At 67.5% G+C, this 17,980-nt stretch carries 18 protein-coding genes and 1 tRNA gene; 6 read left to right on the forward strand and 13 right to left on the reverse strand.

The genetic code is table 11. The features are described 5' to 3' along the window. Positions 1-83: 83 nt before the first annotated feature. On the reverse strand, positions 84-626 hold the full coding sequence (gene ssb / locus G3A50_RS20735) for a single-stranded DNA-binding protein (protein WP_163077945.1): 543 nt from the start codon (positions 624-626) through the stop codon (positions 84-86). Between the two features lie 288 nt (positions 627-914). On the opposite strand from ssb, the gene G3A50_RS22430 reads away from it, so the two are divergent. Together G3A50_RS22430 and uvrA are read left to right on the forward strand one after the other, a co-directional pair. Next, a complete protein-coding gene (locus G3A50_RS22430) occupies positions 915-1,082 on the forward strand; it encodes a hypothetical protein (protein ID WP_170308654.1) in 168 nt (55 codons plus the stop codon). Positions 1,083-1,267: 185 nt separating this feature from the next. Beyond that, positions 1,268-4,174 (forward strand): excinuclease ABC subunit UvrA, encoded by a 2,907-nt coding sequence (gene uvrA, locus G3A50_RS20740; RefSeq protein WP_163077003.1) that lies wholly within the window; start codon positions 1,268-1,270, stop codon positions 4,172-4,174. Between the two features lie 17 nt (positions 4,175-4,191). Here the strand turns inward: uvrA and G3A50_RS20745 are convergent, their stop codons facing one another. Continuing rightward, positions 4,192-5,199 carry a COX15/CtaA family protein gene (locus G3A50_RS20745; protein WP_246252525.1) on the reverse strand — a complete coding sequence of 336 codons (1,008 nt, stop codon included), beginning with the start codon at positions 5,197-5,199 and terminating at the stop codon, positions 4,192-4,194. Positions 5,200-5,443: 244 nt separating this feature from the next. On the opposite strand from G3A50_RS20745, the gene G3A50_RS20750 reads away from it, so the two are divergent. Then, positions 5,444-5,686, forward strand: a complete 243-nt coding sequence (locus G3A50_RS20750) for a DUF2842 domain-containing protein (RefSeq protein ID WP_163077005.1) — start codon at positions 5,444-5,446, stop codon at positions 5,684-5,686. Positions 5,687-5,705: 19 nt separating this feature from the next. Here the strand turns inward: G3A50_RS20750 and G3A50_RS20755 are convergent, their stop codons facing one another. The 3 genes from G3A50_RS20755 to G3A50_RS20765 all read right to left on the reverse strand — a co-directional run bounded on the left by G3A50_RS20755 (position 5,706) and on the right by G3A50_RS20765 (position 8,009). Then, the gene (locus tag G3A50_RS20755; RefSeq protein ID WP_246251951.1) at positions 5,706-7,103 is read right to left on the reverse strand and encodes a tyrosine-protein kinase family protein; all 1,398 of its coding nucleotides are present in this window, start codon (positions 7,101-7,103) and stop codon (positions 5,706-5,708) included. Between the two features lie 276 nt (positions 7,104-7,379). Further along, positions 7,380-7,457, reverse strand: a tRNA-Pro gene (locus tag G3A50_RS20760). Positions 7,458-7,478: 21 nt separating this feature from the next. Continuing rightward, positions 7,479-8,009, reverse strand: a complete 531-nt coding sequence (locus G3A50_RS20765; RefSeq protein ID WP_163077006.1) for a GNAT family acetyltransferase — start codon at positions 8,007-8,009, stop codon at positions 7,479-7,481. Between the two features lie 158 nt (positions 8,010-8,167). Between G3A50_RS20765 and G3A50_RS20770 the strand changes: the two genes are divergently transcribed. Next, on the forward strand, positions 8,168-8,848 hold the full coding sequence (locus G3A50_RS20770; protein WP_163077007.1) for a nitroreductase family protein: 681 nt from the start codon (positions 8,168-8,170) through the stop codon (positions 8,846-8,848). Here G3A50_RS20770 and amaB read toward each other — a convergent pair. Continuing rightward, positions 8,818-10,365 carry an L-piperidine-6-carboxylate dehydrogenase gene (gene amaB / locus G3A50_RS20775; protein ID WP_163077008.1) on the reverse strand — a complete coding sequence of 516 codons (1,548 nt, stop codon included), beginning with the start codon at positions 10,363-10,365 and terminating at the stop codon, positions 8,818-8,820. The genes G3A50_RS20770 and amaB overlap by 31 nt on opposite strands. 411 nt (positions 10,366-10,776) lie before the next feature. Here amaB and G3A50_RS20780 point away from each other — a divergent pair, with 411 nt between their 5' ends. Next, positions 10,777-11,145 carry a septal ring lytic transglycosylase RlpA family protein gene (locus G3A50_RS20780; RefSeq protein WP_163077009.1) on the forward strand — a complete coding sequence of 123 codons (369 nt, stop codon included), beginning with the start codon at positions 10,777-10,779 and terminating at the stop codon, positions 11,143-11,145. A gap of 85 nt (positions 11,146-11,230) precedes the next feature. Here the strand turns inward: G3A50_RS20780 and G3A50_RS23025 are convergent, their stop codons facing one another. The 6 genes from G3A50_RS23025 to G3A50_RS20810 form a co-directional block, all read right to left on the reverse strand. Next, positions 11,231-12,148 carry a MerR family transcriptional regulator gene (locus G3A50_RS23025; RefSeq protein ID WP_425483426.1) on the reverse strand — a complete coding sequence of 306 codons (918 nt, stop codon included), beginning with the start codon at positions 12,146-12,148 and terminating at the stop codon, positions 11,231-11,233. Positions 12,149-12,171: 23 nt separating this feature from the next. Further along, positions 12,172-12,477: an integration host factor subunit alpha gene (locus tag G3A50_RS20790; RefSeq protein ID WP_163077011.1), complete on the reverse strand. Its 306-nt coding sequence runs from the start codon at positions 12,475-12,477 to the stop codon at positions 12,172-12,174. A gap of 99 nt (positions 12,478-12,576) precedes the next feature. Next, the gene (locus G3A50_RS20795) at positions 12,577-13,548 is read right to left on the reverse strand and encodes a beta-ketoacyl-ACP synthase III (RefSeq protein WP_163077012.1); all 972 of its coding nucleotides are present in this window, start codon (positions 13,546-13,548) and stop codon (positions 12,577-12,579) included. Then, on the reverse strand, positions 13,545-14,624 hold the full coding sequence (plsX, locus tag G3A50_RS20800) for a phosphate acyltransferase PlsX (protein ID WP_163077013.1): 1,080 nt from the start codon (positions 14,622-14,624) through the stop codon (positions 13,545-13,547). The genes G3A50_RS20795 and plsX overlap by 4 nt, the downstream gene beginning before the upstream one ends. Positions 14,625-14,745: 121 nt before the next feature. Beyond that, positions 14,746-15,285 (reverse strand): YceD family protein, encoded by a 540-nt coding sequence (locus G3A50_RS20805; protein ID WP_163077014.1) that lies wholly within the window; start codon positions 15,283-15,285, stop codon positions 14,746-14,748. Further along, positions 15,282-15,845, reverse strand: a complete 564-nt coding sequence (locus G3A50_RS20810) for a ubiquinol-cytochrome C chaperone family protein (RefSeq protein WP_163077015.1) — start codon at positions 15,843-15,845, stop codon at positions 15,282-15,284. The genes G3A50_RS20805 and G3A50_RS20810 overlap by 4 nt, the downstream gene beginning before the upstream one ends. 233 nt (positions 15,846-16,078) lie before the next feature. On the opposite strand from G3A50_RS20810, the gene G3A50_RS20815 reads away from it, so the two are divergent. Beyond that, complete coding sequence (locus G3A50_RS20815) at positions 16,079-16,660, forward strand: outer membrane protein assembly factor BamE (protein ID WP_246251953.1); 582 nt, start codon at positions 16,079-16,081, stop codon at positions 16,658-16,660. Positions 16,661-16,688: 28 nt separating this feature from the next. Here the strand turns inward: G3A50_RS20815 and G3A50_RS20820 are convergent, their stop codons facing one another. Then, the gene (locus tag G3A50_RS20820; protein ID WP_163077016.1) at positions 16,689-17,927 is read right to left on the reverse strand and encodes an NAD(P)/FAD-dependent oxidoreductase; all 1,239 of its coding nucleotides are present in this window, start codon (positions 17,925-17,927) and stop codon (positions 16,689-16,691) included. Positions 17,928-17,980 lie beyond the last annotated feature (53 nt).

Genomic DNA, 17,980 nt, shown 5'->3' on the forward strand with positions numbered 1-17,980 from the left:
CCCTCCCCTGAGCCTTCCCCTCCGCGCACCCGCTAGGTCAGGTGCGCGGCGCCTTGCCGTGGAACGGCACCGGAAAGCGAGGCTCAGAACGGGATTTCATCGTCGAGATCGCCACCGCCGCCAAACTTACCGCCGCCGCCCACGGCAGCGGGCTTGCGCTCCCCGCCCGAGGACCGGCCGCCGGAGCTGCCGCCGCCATAACCGCCGGACGAGCCGAAGTCGCTGCCCCCGCCCGCGCTGTAGTCGTCGCCCCCTTCCGAGGAGCCGCCGCCGCTACGGCCGTCGAGAAGCGTCAGCTCGCCACGGAATGGGCGCAGCACGATCTCGGTGAAATAACGTTCCGCACCGGCCTGGTCCGTCGCCTTGCGGGTCTCGATCTGGCCCTCGATATAGACCTTAGAGCCCTTGCGCAGATACTGCTCGGCCACCTTCACGAGGTTCTCGTTGAAGATGACGACGCTGTGCCACTCCGTGCGCTCGCGACGCTCTCCCGACGCCTTGTCGCGCCAGGTTTCGGAGGTGGCCAGCCGCATATTGCACACGCGTCCGCCGTTCTGGAACGTGCGCACTTCCGGGTCGCGGCCGAGATTGCCGACCAGGATCACCTTGTTGACGCTGCCCGCCATCATATCCTCCGCATCCGAACGCACAGTGACCGTGCGCTCCGTCAAAGACGTCACCTTAAACCAACCACGTGCCGCCGGGCGCGGCATCTGGCGGTTTTGTCCACTACATTGGCGCGCGCGGGGCGGACCGGCACCCGCCTCTCACCTCGCGCCCGATGATTGTTCTTGTTATGTTCCTATCATTGTGGCTAGATCGATGCAAGAGCGCGAGTCGCTCATTTGCAGTGGGCGGAGGCGACACTATGTTAATGACAGCCCAACCGAGACGATCACCGAGCTTGTAATGTCATGAATGATCCGCGCACCCGCCGCCGCACCGCCCGCGCTATCGCTCTGCGCGCCGAAGATGCTCGCCAGATGATGATCCGGCGCGCGCTGCTCGCCGTAACCGGTGGGCTGCTCGCCGCTCTCGGCTGCGCAGCCATCGCCCTGCGGGGGGCCGGCGTCGCGTCCTGACGCCTCCGCTTCCGGGCGCGGCACGGGCGGGTTTGCCGCACGTATGGATATTGCCTGCCTTCCCTGAGTGGGCGTGGCTGATTGTTTGGCGCTGTCTCCGCAGCGTGGGCGATGTGCCCGCGTGGCGGACACGGGCCGGGAATTCGTGAAAATCGGCCCGGCCGGGGCCCGTGGAAGAGACGGTAATGAAGGATCGCGTGGAGCCTTTGCCGCGCCGTGATGCCCGTTCGATATCGATCCGGGGCGCGCGCGAGCACAATCTGAAGAATGTCGATCTCGAAATCCCGCGCGACAGCCTTGTCGTTTTCACCGGGCTTTCGGGCTCGGGTAAGTCCTCGCTCGCCTTCGACACCATCTATGCCGAGGGACAGCGGCGCTATGTGGAGAGCCTCTCCGCCTATGCGCGCCAGTTCCTGGAGATGATGCAGAAGCCGGATGTCGACCAGATCGACGGCCTGTCCCCGGCAATCTCGATCGAACAGAAGACCACCTCGAAGAACCCGCGCTCGACCGTCGGCACCGTTACCGAGATTTACGACTACATGCGCCTGCTCTGGGCGCGCGTCGGCGTACCCTATTCGCCGGCGACCGGCCTGCCGATCGAAAGCCAGACCGTCAGTCAGATGGTCGACCGTGTGCTGGCGCTGCCCGAGCGCACCCGGCTTTATCTGCTGGCTCCCGTGGTGCGCGGGCGCAAAGGCGAGTACCGCAAGGAGCTGGCTGATTTCCAGAAGAAGGGCTTCCAGCGGGTCAAGATCAACGGCGAGTTCCATGAGATCGCCGACGCGCCGGCGCTCGACAAGAAGTTCAAGCACGACATCGACGTGGTCGTGGACCGGCTCGTCGTGCATCCCGACATGGCGAGCCGGCTTGCCGACAGCTTCGAAACCGCACTGGGCCTTGCCGACGGCATCGCGGTGATCGAGTTCGCCGACGAGAAGGAAGCCAATGGCGAGGCGCGCCGCATCGTCTTCTCGGAAAAGTTCGCCTGCCCGGTTTCGGGCTTCACGATCTCCGAGATCGAGCCGCGGCTGTTTTCCTTCAACAATCCCTTCGGCGCCTGCCCGGTGTGCGACGGGCTCGGCCATGAGAGCAAGATCGACCCCGAGCTGGTGGTGCCGGACAAGGCCCGCTCCCTGAAGCAGGGGGCGCTGGCGCCGTGGGCGAAATCTTCCTCACCCTATTACGGCCAGACGCTGGATGCGCTCGCCCGCCATTACGGCTTCAAGCTCACCGTGTCGTGGAACGAGCTGCCCGCCAAGGCGCAGGAGGTCATCCTCTACGGCTCGGGCACCGAGGCGATCCGCTTCGTCTATGACGACGGCATGCGCGCCTACGAGACCTCGAAGACCTTCGAGGGCATCGTTACCAATCTGGAGCGGCGCTGGCGGGAAACCGAGAGTGACTGGGCGCGCGAGGAGATCGGCAAGTATTTCTCCGCGGTGCCCTGCGCCGCCTGCCATGGTTACCGGCTCAAGCCCGAGGCGCTGGCCGTGAAGATCGCGGGACAGCACATCGGCCAGGCGGCTCAGCTGTCGGTGCGCCATGCACTGGAATGGTTCGGCACCCTGCCCGCACAGCTCACCGACAAGCAGAACGAGATCGCCGTCCGCATCCTCAAGGAGATCCGCGAACGGCTGGCCTTCCTGCTCGATGTCGGCCTGGATTATCTCACCCTGGCCCGGGCCTCGGGTACGTTGTCGGGTGGCGAGAGCCAGCGCATCCGCCTCGCCTCGCAGATCGGCTCGGGGCTTACCGGCGTGCTCTACGTGCTGGACGAGCCGTCCATCGGCCTGCACCAGCGCGACAATGAGCGCCTGCTCGGCACTCTCAAGCGGCTGCGTGATCTCGGCAATACCGTGGTGGTGGTCGAACACGACGAGGACGCCATCCTGGCCGCCGACCATGTGGTCGATGTCGGCCCCGGCGCGGGCGTGCATGGCGGGCGGATCGTCGCGCAGGGCACCCCCGCCGAGATTCTCGCCAATCCGAATTCGCTGACCGGCCAGTACCTCACCGGCGCGATGTCCGTGCCGGTACCCAAGCGCCGCAAGCCGGACCGCAAGCGGATGCTGCGCGTGGTCAATGCCCGCGCCAACAACCTCAAGAACGTTACCGCGGAAATTCCGCTCGGCCTGTTCACCGCCGTCACCGGCGTGTCGGGCGGCGGCAAGTCGACCCTGCTCGTCGATACGCTCTACAAGGCGGTCGCGCGCCGGCTCAATGGCGCCTCGGAACCGCCCCTGCCCCATGACGGGCTGGAGGGGCTGGAACATCTCGACAAGGTGATCGACATCGACCAGTCGCCGATCGGGCGCACCCCGCGCTCGAACCCGGCCACCTATACCGGCGCCTTCACCCCGATCCGCGAATGGTTCTCCGGCCTGCCGGAGGCCAAGGCGCGCGGCTACGGGCCGGGGCGGTTCTCCTTCAACGTGAAGGGCGGACGCTGCGAGGCGTGCCAGGGCGATGGCGTCATCAAGATCGAGATGCACTTTCTCCCCGACGTCTACGTCACCTGCGATGTCTGCAAGGGCAAGCGCTACAACCGCGAGACTCTCGAGGTCACCTTCAAGAACAAGTCGATCGCCGACGTCCTCGACATGACGGTCGAGGAAGGCGCGAGTTTCTTCAAGGCGGTGCCGGCGGTGCGCGAGAAGCTGGAGACGCTGTCGCGTGTCGGGCTCGACTACATCAAGGTCGGCCAGCAGGCGAACACGCTCTCGGGCGGCGAGGCGCAGCGGGTGAAGCTCTCAAAGGAACTGTCGCGACGCGCCACCGGTCGCACGCTCTACATTCTGGACGAGCCGACCACGGGCCTGCATTTCCACGATGTCGCCAAGCTGCTCGAAGTGCTTCACGAGCTGGTCGAGCAGGGCAATACGGTGGTGGTGATCGAGCATAATCTCGAAGTCATCAAGACCGCTGACTGGGTGATCGATCTCGGCCCGGAAGGCGGCGACGGGGGCGGCGAGATCGTCGCGGCCGGACCGCCGGAGGTGATCGCCAAGAGCGAGCGCAGCCATACCGGGCGCTTCCTCGCCGATGTGCTGGCGCGCCGGCCCATGAAGCCGCGCAACGCGGCGGAATAGTTCCTCCGGAGCGACCGTCAGGTCGCTTCGTTGATCCGCACCAGATTCACCGTGGCCGCGATCAGCACGATCGTGGCCCCGAACTGGTGGGCAAGCGCGATATCCAGCGGCACCTGGTGGATCAGCGTCATGATGCCGAGAGAAGCCTGCGCGCACACCAGCACCAGCAGCACCAGGGCGCGCCTTGCCACCATGCCCCGCGCCCGCCGGGCGCTGAGCCAGTGCCCCAGCGCCAGCGCCAGGAGCAGGTAGGCCACGAGCCGATGGTTGAACTGCACGGTGAGAACGTTCTCGAAGAAATTCCGCCAAACGGGTTGCTGCACCAGCAGATTTTCGATTGGCGGCACCAGGTGCCCGTCCATCAGCGGCCAGGTGGTGTAGGTCAGCCCGGCGTCGAGGCCGGCGACCAGCCCGCCGAGGAAAATCTGCAAGACGACGACGGCGAACAGCAACCGGGAATAGCCGCGCAGCCAGTGCGGCGCCACCTCGGGCCGGCGCAGCGGCTTCAGCGACACCGCGACGGCGACCGTCGCCGCCAGGATCAGGCAGGCCAGCGTCAGATGGCTCGCGAGCCGGTACTGGCTGACATCCACCCGGTTCACCAGGCCCGAAGCGACCATCCACCAGCCGACTGCGCCCTGCAGGCCGCCCAGCACGAAAAGGCCGGCGAGCTTCCAGCCAAGCGCGCGGTCGATCAACCCGCGCCAGAGAAAGAACAGGAACGGGATCAGGAACACGAACCCGATAAGCCGCCCCAGCAGGCGGTGCCCCCATTCCCACCAGAAAATGTACTTAAACTCGTCGAGGCTCATGCCCCGGTTGACCTGCTGGTATTGCGGGATCTGCCGGTACTTGTCGAACTCGACCTGCCAGGCGCCCTCGCTGAGCGGCGGCAGGGCGCCGGTCACCGGCTTCCATTCCGTGATCGAGAGCCCCGATTCCGTGAGCCGCGTCGCACCACCGACCACGACCATCAGCACAATCAGCGCCGCCACGGCGTACAGCCACACCCGCACCGGCCTCATGCGGTCCGCTGCCGTCCGGCTGGCCGCGCGTGCGTCGTGGTGGGCCGTTGTCTGGTCGAGGGCCATACTGCGCTCCCTGATTGCGCCGCGTGCGTACACGCCGGGCCATGCCGACCGCGAGCCCCCTCGGTCGATGCGGGCCGTACGGCTTCCGCCCCGGCGCCGCGAGCGATATAGAGGCGGACGCGCGGGTGCAACGGGTCTTTTTGTCCCGTGCCCGCCTCACCCAGCGGGAGCCCCGTCCATGAGTGCCGCCTCTTCCGGCCTGTCGCCGCGCCTGCGCAAGTTCATCGGCACGGTACTGATGGTCCTGCTGGTTCTGGTCTGGGCCCTCGGCGCCATGGCTCTGGCACAGGGGCGCGTCACTGTCCTGCCCGGCTACCTGCAGTTCGTGGCCTATGTGATTCTCGGCATTGGCTGGATCCTGCCCGCCGGGGTCCTCGTGCGCTGGATGCAGAAACACGACCGGCGGCAGGAAACGCTTTAGGAGCCGCTCTGATCGCGCCTCACGCCGCTTCGCGCATTGGCGGGCCGTAGACCGGCACCGTGAACGTCACCATGGCGATGTCGCCGAAGCCGGCATCGGCAAGGCTGTCGAAGGCGCGCACGGCTTCCGTTGCCGGTCCGCCGGGCTGGGTGACGAGGATCAGCGTCGGCCCCAGCGCGGCGATATCGGCCGCTCCCTCGGTTATGCCGAGAGGCGGGGCGACCAGCACAACATGGTCGTAGGTCTGGATCAGGGCACCCAGAATCAGCGGCAGGCGGTCGGCCGCCACCAGCCCGTCCGCCTCGCGGGCGCCGCGTCCGGGCGGAATCACGTGGCAGCGCGAGGCATTTTCGCGATGGATCGCATCGGAGAAGCTGGCGACCCCGAACAGCAGGTCGGTCAGGCCGGGCGCGCGCGGGTCCTCGGTCAGCGAATCGAGCGGTGTCGCCGTCACATCAAGGCAGACGATCACCACACGGCGCCCGGCACTGGCCAGCGAGCGGCCAAGGGCGAGCGCGCAGCGGGCAATGCCCTCGTCCGGTGTCGGCCCTGTCACCACCACCAGGCGGGCCGCATCCCCGCGCAGTTCAATCAGCCGGGAAAGGTCCGCCAGTTCGCCATCGCGCGACAGCCGGCGGCGCGGCACCAGGTGCCCGTCATCGGGATAGTCGCCGGCCATCTCGCCGCCGATCCAGGGCAGATGCTGGGTTTCGCTCTGCGGCGCGGTCAGCGGCATATGGGTCGGCTCGGGCACCGGTGCCGTCCGCTCGCGCCGGCGCAGCAGCGTCTGCAGGCCGAAGCCGCCGACCAGTGCGGCAAGGCCAAGGCCCAGCGCCAGCACGAGAGGGCTCGGCGACATCGGCAGGGGGGCGGGCGCGGCGCTGGCGGCGATACGCGCGGCGGTCGAAATCGGCCCGTTAGGGTCCATGTTGAACGCGGCCTTTTCCTTCCTCAGCTTGAGGTAGGCGGTAGCGAAGGCGTTGGCGACGTCGGCGGAAAGGCGAGGGTCGGCCGAGGTGAAGCCGATCGCGGTCTTTCCATCGTCGAGCGGGCGAACGATCAGGCCCGCTTCGATCGCGCGAAGCGCCAGCGATTCCCGCGAGGCCGCGGGTTCGCCAAGACCAATGGCATCCACCAGACGCCGGCCGGCATCGTCCGGCACCAGCCGGTCCGCGAGCGTGCTCTCGCCGGGCGCGGCATCGGCCAGCACCTGCCGGGCGAATTCGCGCGAACCGATGATCTGCGCCCGGCTCGCGGCCGTGCCAGCGTGGCGCCCCTCGGCGGAGATCCGCGCCTCGGAGGTGAAGCGCGGCTCGATAAGCTGATGCGCGGCGCCGGCAACCAGGGCACCGGCCAGCACCGGGGCGAGAAGATGACGGCGGGCAAAGCCAATTCCGGGCCGGAGTCCTTGGAGCACTGAGGCCCGGCGCGCCCGCTGCGTGCACGGAGCCACGCCATCCGACAGCCGGCACGCCTCGTCGGGCGCTCCCGGAGGTACGGCGTTCTCGGCGTTGTGGCGCTCATCCAACATGGCCCCATTAGGCAGCCAATGTGGTTTCTAGGGCGTTAAACGCGCCGTGCGCCGCGTGCGATCCGACGTGTCACGCCAGCGCCATCACGGGAGGGCACGCCTTGCGGCGCGTCCGTCCCGCGGCAAATATCTCATTTCAGGAAAATGGCCACCAAGGCAGATTGGTCGGAGCGAGAGGATTTGAACCTCCGACCCCTAGTCCCCCAGACTAGTGCGCTAACCAGGCTGCGCTACGCTCCGACGCCGTTGGGCGAGGTCTGTCTAGCGATTTGCCGGACCGGACGCAAGCGGGCCGGGCTCATTACTGTCCATCAAAGGCGGCTCTGTACCGGACTCGGGTTCCGGACCGATGTCTTTCTCCACAGATGCGCTCAGCCGTTGAAACAGGCCGAGCGAGATCAGCGTCACGCAACCCGCCCCCATGAGCAGCGCCGGATAGACGATATCCGACACATTCTCGCGCGAGGTCTCGAAAACCAGCACCAGCGCCTCCAGGAACACCGCGATGATGATGGTGGAGATGAACTTGGTCAGGCCTCGCCGCGCATCGGCCGCGGTGCGACGTTCGCGCTGGGCCGGCACTTCCTCCTCGAAGAAGTATTTGGCGACATCGAACAGAGCGATGGCCACGATAAGGTAGCCGACCGCCGAGAAAAGCGTGTGTGAAACCGGCCGCCCGCCGCTCAGGCTCTCCTCGATCGCGCTGTAGGGGGCGTAAACCAGCAGCACGGCGGCCACGACCATGATCGCGCAGGCGGCGACGGCGAAAACGATTCGAATGAGAAAACTCATGGCATGTGCCATCGCGAACCCACCATCCCGCACCTGTCACTGCGCTACCGATGGCAGGTAACTAGATCGGCGCGCCGTTCCGGCAAGCCCCTCGCGAAACATGCCGTCGGCCCGGTCATGGGCGGGCACACGCGGTATAGTAAGCGAGGAGAGGTGCCATGAACCGACCGGAACACCATCACAGCCACCCTGCCCCGCCTTCCGGCGCGCCTCCGGCGGAGCCGCTGTGGATCGCGCCGCTTGAGACCATGCTGGCCCGGCTCGAATCGCGGCGCTCATCCCCGCTGCGCGGCCTTGCCGAGCCCGGCCCGACGCCGGCGGAGCTGGCGCGCCTGCTGGGTCTGGCCGCACGCGTGCCGGATCACGGCCGGCTCGCGCCCTGGCGCTTCATCGTGGTCGAGGGCGAGGCCCGGCGCGAACTGGGCCAACGGCTCGACGCCCTTTATGCGCGGCAGAACCCGGAGCTACCCCCTGCCAAGGCTGACATGTGGACGCTCTACATGCTGCGCGCGCCCGTCACGGTGGTGCTGGTGAGCCGGCCTGACCCGGCGGCGAAGGTGCCGGAGTGGAACCAGGTGCTCTCCGCGGGCGCCGCCGGCATGGCGCTCACCGTCGGCGCCACCGCGCTCGGCTTTGCCAGCCAGTGGCTGCTGAAATGGCCGGGACGCGATCATGAGGCGGCGGCCCTTCTCGGCGTGGCGCCGGGGGAAAGGGTCGCCGGTTTCATCCATATCGGACGCCCTTCGGGCGTGGGCGCGGACCGGCCGCGCCCGTCGCTCGAAGAGGTGGTGAGCGTCTGGCGGCCGGATCAGCCCTCGACGTCGAACGAAACACCCTGAGCGAGCGGCAGCTGGCGGGAGAAATTGATCGTGTTGGTGGCCCGTCGCATATAGGCCTTCCACGCATCCGAGCCGGACTCGCGTCCGCCCCCGGTCTCCTTCTCGCCGCCGAATGCGCCGCCGATCTCGGCGCCGGACGGGCCGATATTCACATTGGCGATGCCGCAGTCAGAGCCTTCCGCCGAGAGGAAGGCCTCGGCCTCACGCAGATCGTTGGTGAAGATGGAGGACGACAGCCCCTGCGGCACGCCGTTCTGCAGCTTGATCGATTCGGGAAGGCCGGCGCTGCGCAGCACGTAGAGAATCGGCGCGAATGTCTCGTGGGTGACGATCTCGACCTGCTCGTCGATCTCGACCAGCGCCGGGCGCACATAATAGGCGTCGGGCCAGACGTCGGCGAGAACGCGCTCGCCGCCATGGATCGTGGCTCCGGCGGCGCGGGCGGCTTCCAGCGCCTTCTGCATGCCCTCATAGGCGGCGGCATCGACCAGCGGGCCGATCAGCGTTCCGGCCTCGCGCGGGTCCCCGATGCTCACCGAGCCGTAGGCCTTGGCGAGGCGCGGCACGAAGCCGTCGCTCACCCCTTCCTGAACGATGAGACGGCGCAGCGAGGTGCAGCGCTGGCCTGCCGTGCCCATCGCCGCGAACGCGATGCCGCGCAGCGCGAGATCGAGATCCGCCGAGGGGCAGACGATCGCGGCGTTGTTGCCGCCCAGTTCCAGAATGGAACGCCCGAAACGCCGCGCCACGCGCTCGCTGACGATCCGGCCCATGCGCGTGGAGCCCGTGGCCGACACCACCGGCACGCGGCTATCGTCCACCAGCGCCGCACCGACATCGGCACCGCCGACCAGCAGCTGCGACAGCCCTTCCGGCGCGCCACCAAAGGCGTGCACCGCGCGCTCGAACAGCGCCTGCACGGCGAGCGCAGTGAGCGGGGTCTTCTCCGAGGGCTTCCACAGCACGCTGTTGCCGCAGACCAGCGCCAGCGCCGCGTTCCAGGACCACACCGCGACGGGGAAATTGAAGGCGGTGATGATGCCCACCGGCCCCACCGGATGCCAGCTCTCCATCATCCGGTGACCGGGACGTTCGGAGGCGATGGTGAGGCCGTAGAGCTGGCGCGAGAGACCGACCGCGAAGTCGCAGATATCGATCATCTCCTGAACCTCGCCGAGACCCTCGGAGACGATCTTGCCCGCCTCCAGCGTCACGAGGTGACCCAGTTCCGCCTTGTGGGCGCGCAGTTCCTCGCCGATCAGACGCACCAGCTCGCCGCGCCGGGGGGCGGGCACCGTGCGCCAGGCCTCGAAAGCGGCCACCGAGCGCGCGACCGCACCGGCAACATCGTCGCCGGATGCCTCCGCGACATGGGCGATGACCTCACCGGTGATGGGCGAGCGCGTCGCCCGCGTGCCATTGCGCCAGCTGGCATCGGGCACGCCGACCGCGCGCATCACCTCGGCGACCTCCGCGGCCACTGATTTCGCCCCAATGGCTGCGCTGCTCTTGGTCATGTCATCAACTCCTGGGCCGCTTCGATCGGGCCGCTTCCGTCGGCAAATTCCGCCCGTTGCATAGCACTGGGGACGCGCCGAAATCCATTGCGGCTTTCCGCCAAGAACCTGCCGAAGCGGCATCGACAACAATGTCCCGCGCCGCGCCGGCAGGTACTCACGTCCCGCACGCATGCGGCCCGCGCCGTTGCGTAGAGCGATGATATCCAAGCAAAATGCGAGGCTCTCATCTTGCGGTCGCGGCCAGAATAGATCAGGCTGTACTCACGGCGCGCGGCATCAATTGCCTGCCCCGTCCGGGAATGATTTCCCCTTCCAGCCACATTATCGTGATGCCGAGGCCATATTTCCTTTCCATTGCATTCCACGGGATGCAACTGGATAAGGACGAGGTTATTGAAGCTTTGGGGAATGAGACGGGTCGTCGTCGCGGCGTTCGCGACGGGGGCCGTTTTCGTCGCCTTCGGGGATGCGGCGCTGGCCGGTAAGAAGGCGGAAGTCGCGACGAGCGGAATGGCCTCCTACTATGGCTATAGCGGCCGCACCGCGAATGGCGAGCGCCACAGCGCCAAGGCGATGACGGCGGCGCATCGCTCGCTGCCCTTCGGCACCAAGGTGCGTGTCACCAATGTCTCGAACGGACGTTCTGTCGTGCTGCGGATCAATGATCGCGGCCCGTTCGTGCGCGGCCGCATCATCGATGTATCGACCTCGGCCGCCGAAATCCTCGGCTTCCGCAAGCGCGGTGTCGCCAAGGTGGAAATCGCGGTCGTCGACTGACCGGCCGCGAGAGGGGCTTGGACACTGTGAACGGCCGCCCCTCGGGGCGGCCTTTCGCGTTTTCAGGGCGCCTCGAGAGGTGGGATCAGTCGTTCCGCGAGCGCGCCGCGTCGAGCAGGCGCCGGCACTCCTGAAGCTCGTAAAGCGTCGCCTTCAGGCGCTGGACCTGGTCCGCCGACAGCCCCGACGCGGCCGATTCCAAGGGATCGTCGACCGGACGCAGCTGCATCGGGCGCGGCGCCGTCTCCGGACTGGCAACCTCGGCACGCACCGGTTCGGGCGTGTAGTCCTCGGTGTAGTCGTCGGCGAAATCCTCGTCCGCCTCCGGCGCGGTTTCCGGCGCGACGGCGCGGAACGGGAAGGCCGAACGCGGCTCCTGGCGTGCTTCCGGCGGCGGCACGTCGACCGGCGCGGGCGCGCGCTCCACCGCCGTGCGCTCGGGCATGTCACGCGGCGGCCGGTTCTGCGGGGCGAGGTCCGGCAACAGGGGCAGTTCGAGATAGTCCGGCTCGCTGTCGCCTCCGCGACGCTTGGAGCCACGACGTGCCGACAACTCCGGCTCGGCCTCGCGCGGACGCGAGGGCAGCAGGTTGAGCAGGCCTGTCAGCGCACCGCCGCGCGGCGGCTCATCGTCCCTTCCGCGTCCCGGATGGCCGGCGTCGACCGGGTCATGGGCGAGGCGCTCGGCGTCGTCCTCCTCGAACGCCACCTCCTCCATCGCCGCCGCTTCGACATCACGCCAGATCGCCTGGACGTAGCGCGGCCCTTCTTCCTTGAGGATGCGCTGTACGCCGCGGATCGTATAGCCTTCCGAATAGAGCAGGTGGCGGATGCCGCGCAGCAGCTCGATATCGTCGGGGCGGTAATAGCGCCGCCCGCCGCCGCGCTTCAGCGGACGGATCTGGGGAAAGCGGGTTTCCCAGAAACGCAGCACGTGCTGCGGCAGGTCGAGATCCTCGGCCACCTCGCTGATCGTGCGGAAGGCGTCAGGGCCTTTCTCCACGGTCGGCTGCTCCTGCCGGGCGCTCACGATTCGGTCGGGGCGCCGTTAATCTGCTGCTTCAGAATATTGGACGGTTTGAACACCATCACCCGGCGCGGTGCGATCGGCACCTCCTCGCCGGTCTTCGGGTTGCGGCCGACGCGCTCGCCCTTCTGGCGCACGACGAAGGAACCAAAGGAGGAGAGCTTCACGGTCTCCCCGCGCGCCACGCAATCGGCGATCTCCGACAGCACGGTTTCGACCAGCGACGCCGATTCCGTACGCGACAGACCCACACGCTGGTACACGGCCTCGCACAGATCCGCGCGCGTGATGGTACGACCCGCCATTGCTCGTCTCCGCTTCCTTGCAACCGTAACTCTAACCAAACCTCAAAGTAGGCGCGCCAACCTCACCCGGTCAACGCCGCATCGCGAGGAAGATGCGCATTACCAGCGGATTAGCGCCGAGCCCCAGGTGAATCCGCCGCCCATCGCCTCGATCAGCACGAGGTCGCCCGTCTTGATGCGCCCGTCCTCATGCGCGGCGGCCAGCGCCAGGGGAATCGAGGCCGCCGAGGTATTGCCGTGCTTGTCGACGGTGATGACCACTTTTTCAGGCGCGATGCCGAGCTTTACCGCGCTGGCGTCGATGATGCGCCGGTTGGCCTGGTGCGGCACGAACCAGTCGATCGAGCCCGCATTCTCGCCCGTCGCCTTGAACGCGTCGTCGATCACATCGGCGATCATGCCGACAGCGTGGCGGAACACCTCGCGGCCTTCCATGCGCAGATAACCGACCGTCTTGGTGGAGGAGACGCCGCCATCGACATAGAGCTTGTTCTTGTGGCGGCCGTCGGAACGCAGGTGCGTCGTCAGCACGCCGCGCTGCTCCCCCTCGCTCTCGGACGCTTCCAGCACCAGCGCGCCGGCGCCATCGCCGAACAGCACGCAGGTGGTGCGGTCGGACCAGTCGAGAATGCGCGAGAACGTCTCGGCGCCGATCACCAGCACCCGCTTATAGGCACCGGACTTGATGAAATTATCCGCCGTGGCGAGCGCGAACACGAAGCCCGAGCACACGGCCTGCAGATCGAACGCCGCGCCATGGGTGATGCCGAGCCCAGCCTGCACGCTCACCGCGGTCGCGGGAAAAGTGTTGTCGGGCGTCGAGGTCGCCAGGATGATGAGGTCGATCTCGCCCGGCTCCATGCCGGCATTCGCCAGCGCGGCGCGCGCCGCGGCAAGCGCGAGGTCGGACGTCAACTCGGTGTCGGCGGCGACGTGGCGTTCGCGAATCCCGGTCCGCTGGACGATCCACTCATCCGAGGTGTCGACCATCAGGGCGAGGTCGGCATTGGTCAGGGTGCGGGCTGGCAGATACGCGCCGACGCCGCGCACCACGGAACGGATAACACTCACGATGAAACCTGTAATTCGTCCGAAACCGGGACATCCGCTTCACGACTGGTGCTCAGTCGCGGACGTCCGTTAATTCCCGCGGCAATGCGGGACAGCAAGTCGTAGCGGACCATGTCGTAACCGATATCGACCGCCGAGGCGAAGCCTTCGGCATCGGTGCCGCCGTGGCTCTTGATCACCACGCCGTTCAGGCCGAGGAAAACCCCGCCATTCGACTTGCGCGGATCGAGCTTCTCCCTGAGGGAGCGGAACGCGCCGCGCGCCAGCAGATAGCCGATCTTGGCCATGAAGCTGCGGCTGATCGCGTCGCGCAGGAAATCCGACACCTGCTTGGCGGTGCCTTCGGCGGTCTTCAGCGCGATGTTGCCGGAGAAACCCTCGGTCACCACGACATCGACCGTGCCGCGCCCGATATCGTTGCCCTCGACAAAGCCCCGGTAGTCCAGAACAGGAAGCGCCATCTCGCGCAGCGCGGTGCCCGCTTCCTTCACTTCCTCGACGCCCTTCACTTCCTCGACGCCGATGTTCAGCAGACCCACGGTCGGCCGGTCGATATCCAGCACGATGTTGGCCATCGCCGCGCCCATCACCGCCATGTCGACCAGATGCTGCGTCGTGGCGCCGATGGTGGCGCCGACATCCAGCACCACGCTCTCCCCGCGCATGGTCGGCCACAGACAGGCAATGGCCGGGCGGGCGATGCCGGACATGGTCTTCAGGTTCACCTTGGCCATGGCCATCAGCGCGCCGGTATTGCCGGCGGAAATCGCGCAATCGGCTTCCCCGGTACGCACCGCGTCGATCGCGCGCCACATGGACGAAACCTTGCGGCCCTTGCGCAGCGCCTGGCTGGGCTTGTCATCCATTTCGACGGTGACGCTGGTGTGCACCACCGTGCTCGCGGCGGCGAGGCGGGGATACCGGGCCAGAATCGCCGCGATGCGCGTCTCGTCACCGAACAGCAGGTATCGGATGTCGGGATGGCGCGTCAGCGCGACCTCGGCGCCCGGAAGGACCACGTCGGGGCCATGGTCGCCGCCCATGACGTCGAGCGCTATGCGGACGGTCGATGACATAGGGCGGTGGTGTCTCGCGCAACGTGGGAAGGGCCGGGAGCGGCCCGTTCAGCGGTGAGGGCATGCCCCAGATGGGCCTGCATGACAATAGCGTCAACGGCCCGGGTCGCAAATGCGGCGTCTATTCCTGACCTTTCTTGCCGTCATCGCGCAGTTGCGCAAGGGCGGCGAAGGGCGACAATTCCTCGTCCGAGGGGACCGCGGGCGACTCGAATACCACGCCGGGCTTGCGCGGATAGGCATCAAGCCCGAGCGCGACGAATTCCGCCACCACCGCGCCAACATCGACCGTGCCGTCGATGAGGGGGTCGGGAAGTTCGAGTTCGCCGACATCGATCTCGGCGCCCGGGCGGATCTCGGGAATCCGCGCATCGGGCGCGAAATGCATGTCGATGTCCTCGGAGACCTTGGTGTCGAAATTCTCCAGCGTGACGACGCAGGTCTGCGTCACCACGGCGTCGACATGGCCACCGACCCGCACCTCGCCCTTGGGCAGCGGCAGCACCGTCACCCGCGCCTTCAGGGACACGATGCCGGGAATGCCGAAGTCCCGGGCCAGCGCCGCGCGAACCTCGGCGTCGGGCGTCAGGTTCAGGGTCAGCCCGTCATCGGGCAGGCCGGCGACGATCACCGGGTGGGAAAAGGGCAGCTCGCTCTTCATGATGCGGAACGCTCCTCGGGTCTGAAGTCGCCGGGCGCGGGAAGCGGAAGCTCCCCTTTCGCCAGCGTCGTGAAAGGTGTCGCGGCCAGAAGTTTCGCCGCGTCGGTTATATAGGCGGCCATTGCCGATGCTTCAGCCTGCCGGGCGGGGTCGGAACCGAACACGTTGCGCAGCACGCCTTCGGCAAGCGCTTGCATGTCCGCCTGCTCCAGCGCGCTGTCATACACCCCTACCCGACCGTAGAACGCCTCGGCCACCTTCTTCATTCTTTTTGGCACCGCTATGTCGCTGACACCCATCTCGCGCAGATTGGCGTCCATGTCGACGCAGAAGGCGTCGAACACGCGCTGCCCCAGCGCACGCGGCTCTTCGCCCTCGTTCCTGAGCCGGTGGAACAGCAGGAAGGCGTGGACGATGATCATCTCGAACCGGCCCTCGATGGTGTCCGGCACGCCATAGGCGGTGTAGAATGACGGATCGCGCGACTGCGCCACGATCGCGCCATAGAGCCGCTGAATGGTCTCCCGCCCGTCGTCCCGGCGGAGGAGGCGCAGAATCATGGGTCGGTCTCCTTCTCGCCGCCCGGTTGCGGCGTGCGTCTCTTCGGCGGGGTAGCGCGGGCGCCGTGCGCTGGCAAGCCCGGCGCGCGTCCGGTAGGGGTGTAAGACCCCTGCTGGAAAAGACCGGCGCGGGGCCGGCGAATGGAGACGGCAGCCGGTAAAGGTTGCCGTGCCACCGACCGTGTGCTTTCTGCACGGCCGATGTTGCGGAAGAGGAAGCTGGAGTGGAGTTGATGGCATCGACCTGCGCAACGCAAGCTGAGACCGGCGTGGGCGAGGACTGCGTTGGCACGGGCAGCGTCCGCTCGAACGGCAGCGCGAACGGCCTGCGCAGGAGCGGTCTGCTCGGCGTCTGCGTGCTGGCGGCGGCGGGCCTTACGGCCTGTTCCGGCGACGTGCCCGTCCCGACGGCGAATCTCGGCCTCACGCGCAGCCCGACGAATTTCGTCACCGAACAGCAGCGCGGCTATGTCGCCAATCCCGGCGCGCTGGAACAGATACCGGTCGGCTCCAGCCAGGAGCAGGTGCTGCTCGTGCTCGGCACGCCGTCCACCGTGGCGACGGTCGATGGCGAGGTGTTCTATTACATCTCGCAGAAGACCAAGAAGGTCATGTTCATGCGGCCGGAAGTGGTGAGCCAGCGCGTGATCGCGGTCTATTTCGATCCCAAGGACAAGCGCGTCACCCGCGTCGCCGACTATGGCCTGCAGGACGGCAAGATTTTCGACTTCATCAGCCGTACCACGCCCACCGGCGGCAACGAGATCTCGCTGCTGGGCCAGTTCTTCAACGCCACGCAGTTCAACCCGTTCTGATCGGGCCGAACCCGCCCGCGACGCGCGCTCAGAAGCGCGTCGCGGCGAAGGGCGCGGGGTCCGTGCACGGCACCTCCCCGCTCATCATCTCGGCGAGAATGCGCCCGGTGATGGGGCCCAGCGTGAAGCCCAGATGCTGGTGGCCGATGGCCAGCCACATCCCGTTCTGTCCGGGCGCGCGACCGATGACGGGCAGCATGTCGGGAAATGCCGGCCGGGAGCCCATCCACGGCTCGGCCTCGGCCCGCTCGCCCAGCGGAAACAGCCCGCGCGCCAGCTTCTCGGTCTTTGTGAGCTGGATCGGGGTCTTCGGCGCATCGCGGCGGGCGAATTCGACACCCGTGGTCAGGCGTATTCCACCCACCATCGGGGTGATGACGTAGCCGCCCTCCTCGTCGAGCACCGGCCGCGACAGGCCGGCATTGCCCTCCGCCCGGTAGTGCATGTGATAGCCACGCTTGACCGCGAGCGGCAGCCGAAGGCCCAGCGGCGCCAGCACGTCCATCGCCCACGGGCCGAGCGCCACCACCACCTCGTCGGCCTCCACCACGCCTTCCTCGCCCGTAACCCGCCAGCCGCTGGCGGTGCGGGCCAGCGTGCGGGCGTCGCCATTGACGAAGCGGCCGCCCAGGCTGGTGAAATGGGCGGCATAGGCCTGCGTCACGCCGCCGGGGCTGGAGACCGAATGGGGGTCCGACCAGATCACCGCGCCGGTGAACACGGGCCTCAGCGCCGGCTCCAGCTTCAGCGCCTCGTCGACGGAAATCTCGCGGGCGGTGAGGCCGTATGTCGCCGCCAGGGGAAACTCGGTGCGCTCATTGGCGAGCCCGGCCTCGGTGCGATAGAGCTTCAGCCAGCCGCCCTCGCGGAAGAAGTGCTGCGCCCCGCTCGGCCCGGCAAGCCGTTCGTGCTCCTCGATGCTGCGCGCCAGCAGCTTTTCCATGGTCCGGGCATAGTCGAGAATGCGCGCGGGCGCGGAGGCGCGCCAGTAGGCGTACATCCAGGGCATCAGCCCGGGCAGCGCGTTCCAGTGGTAGTTCGCCCCCGGATTGCGGCCCAGCGCCACCTCGGCGAGCACCCCGAGCTTTCGCGGGAACGCCACCGGGTAGATGGAGGCGCGCTCGATGAGGCCGGCATTGCCGTAGGAGGTTTCCTCGCCCGGCCCCCGGCGGTCCACCAGCGCCACCTGGCGCCCGCGAAGGGCGAGCTGGAGCGCGATGGACGTGCCGACAATGCCGGCACCGAGCACAATGATGTCGGTCTTCATCGTTTATTTCCGGCGTGAGCGACCCGGCGGGGCGGGTAATGTGGCCCGGAGGA

This window comes from Ancylobacter pratisalsi (genome assembly GCF_010669125.1).
GTDB classification, from domain to species: Bacteria; Pseudomonadota; Alphaproteobacteria; order Rhizobiales; family Xanthobacteraceae; genus Ancylobacter; species Ancylobacter pratisalsi.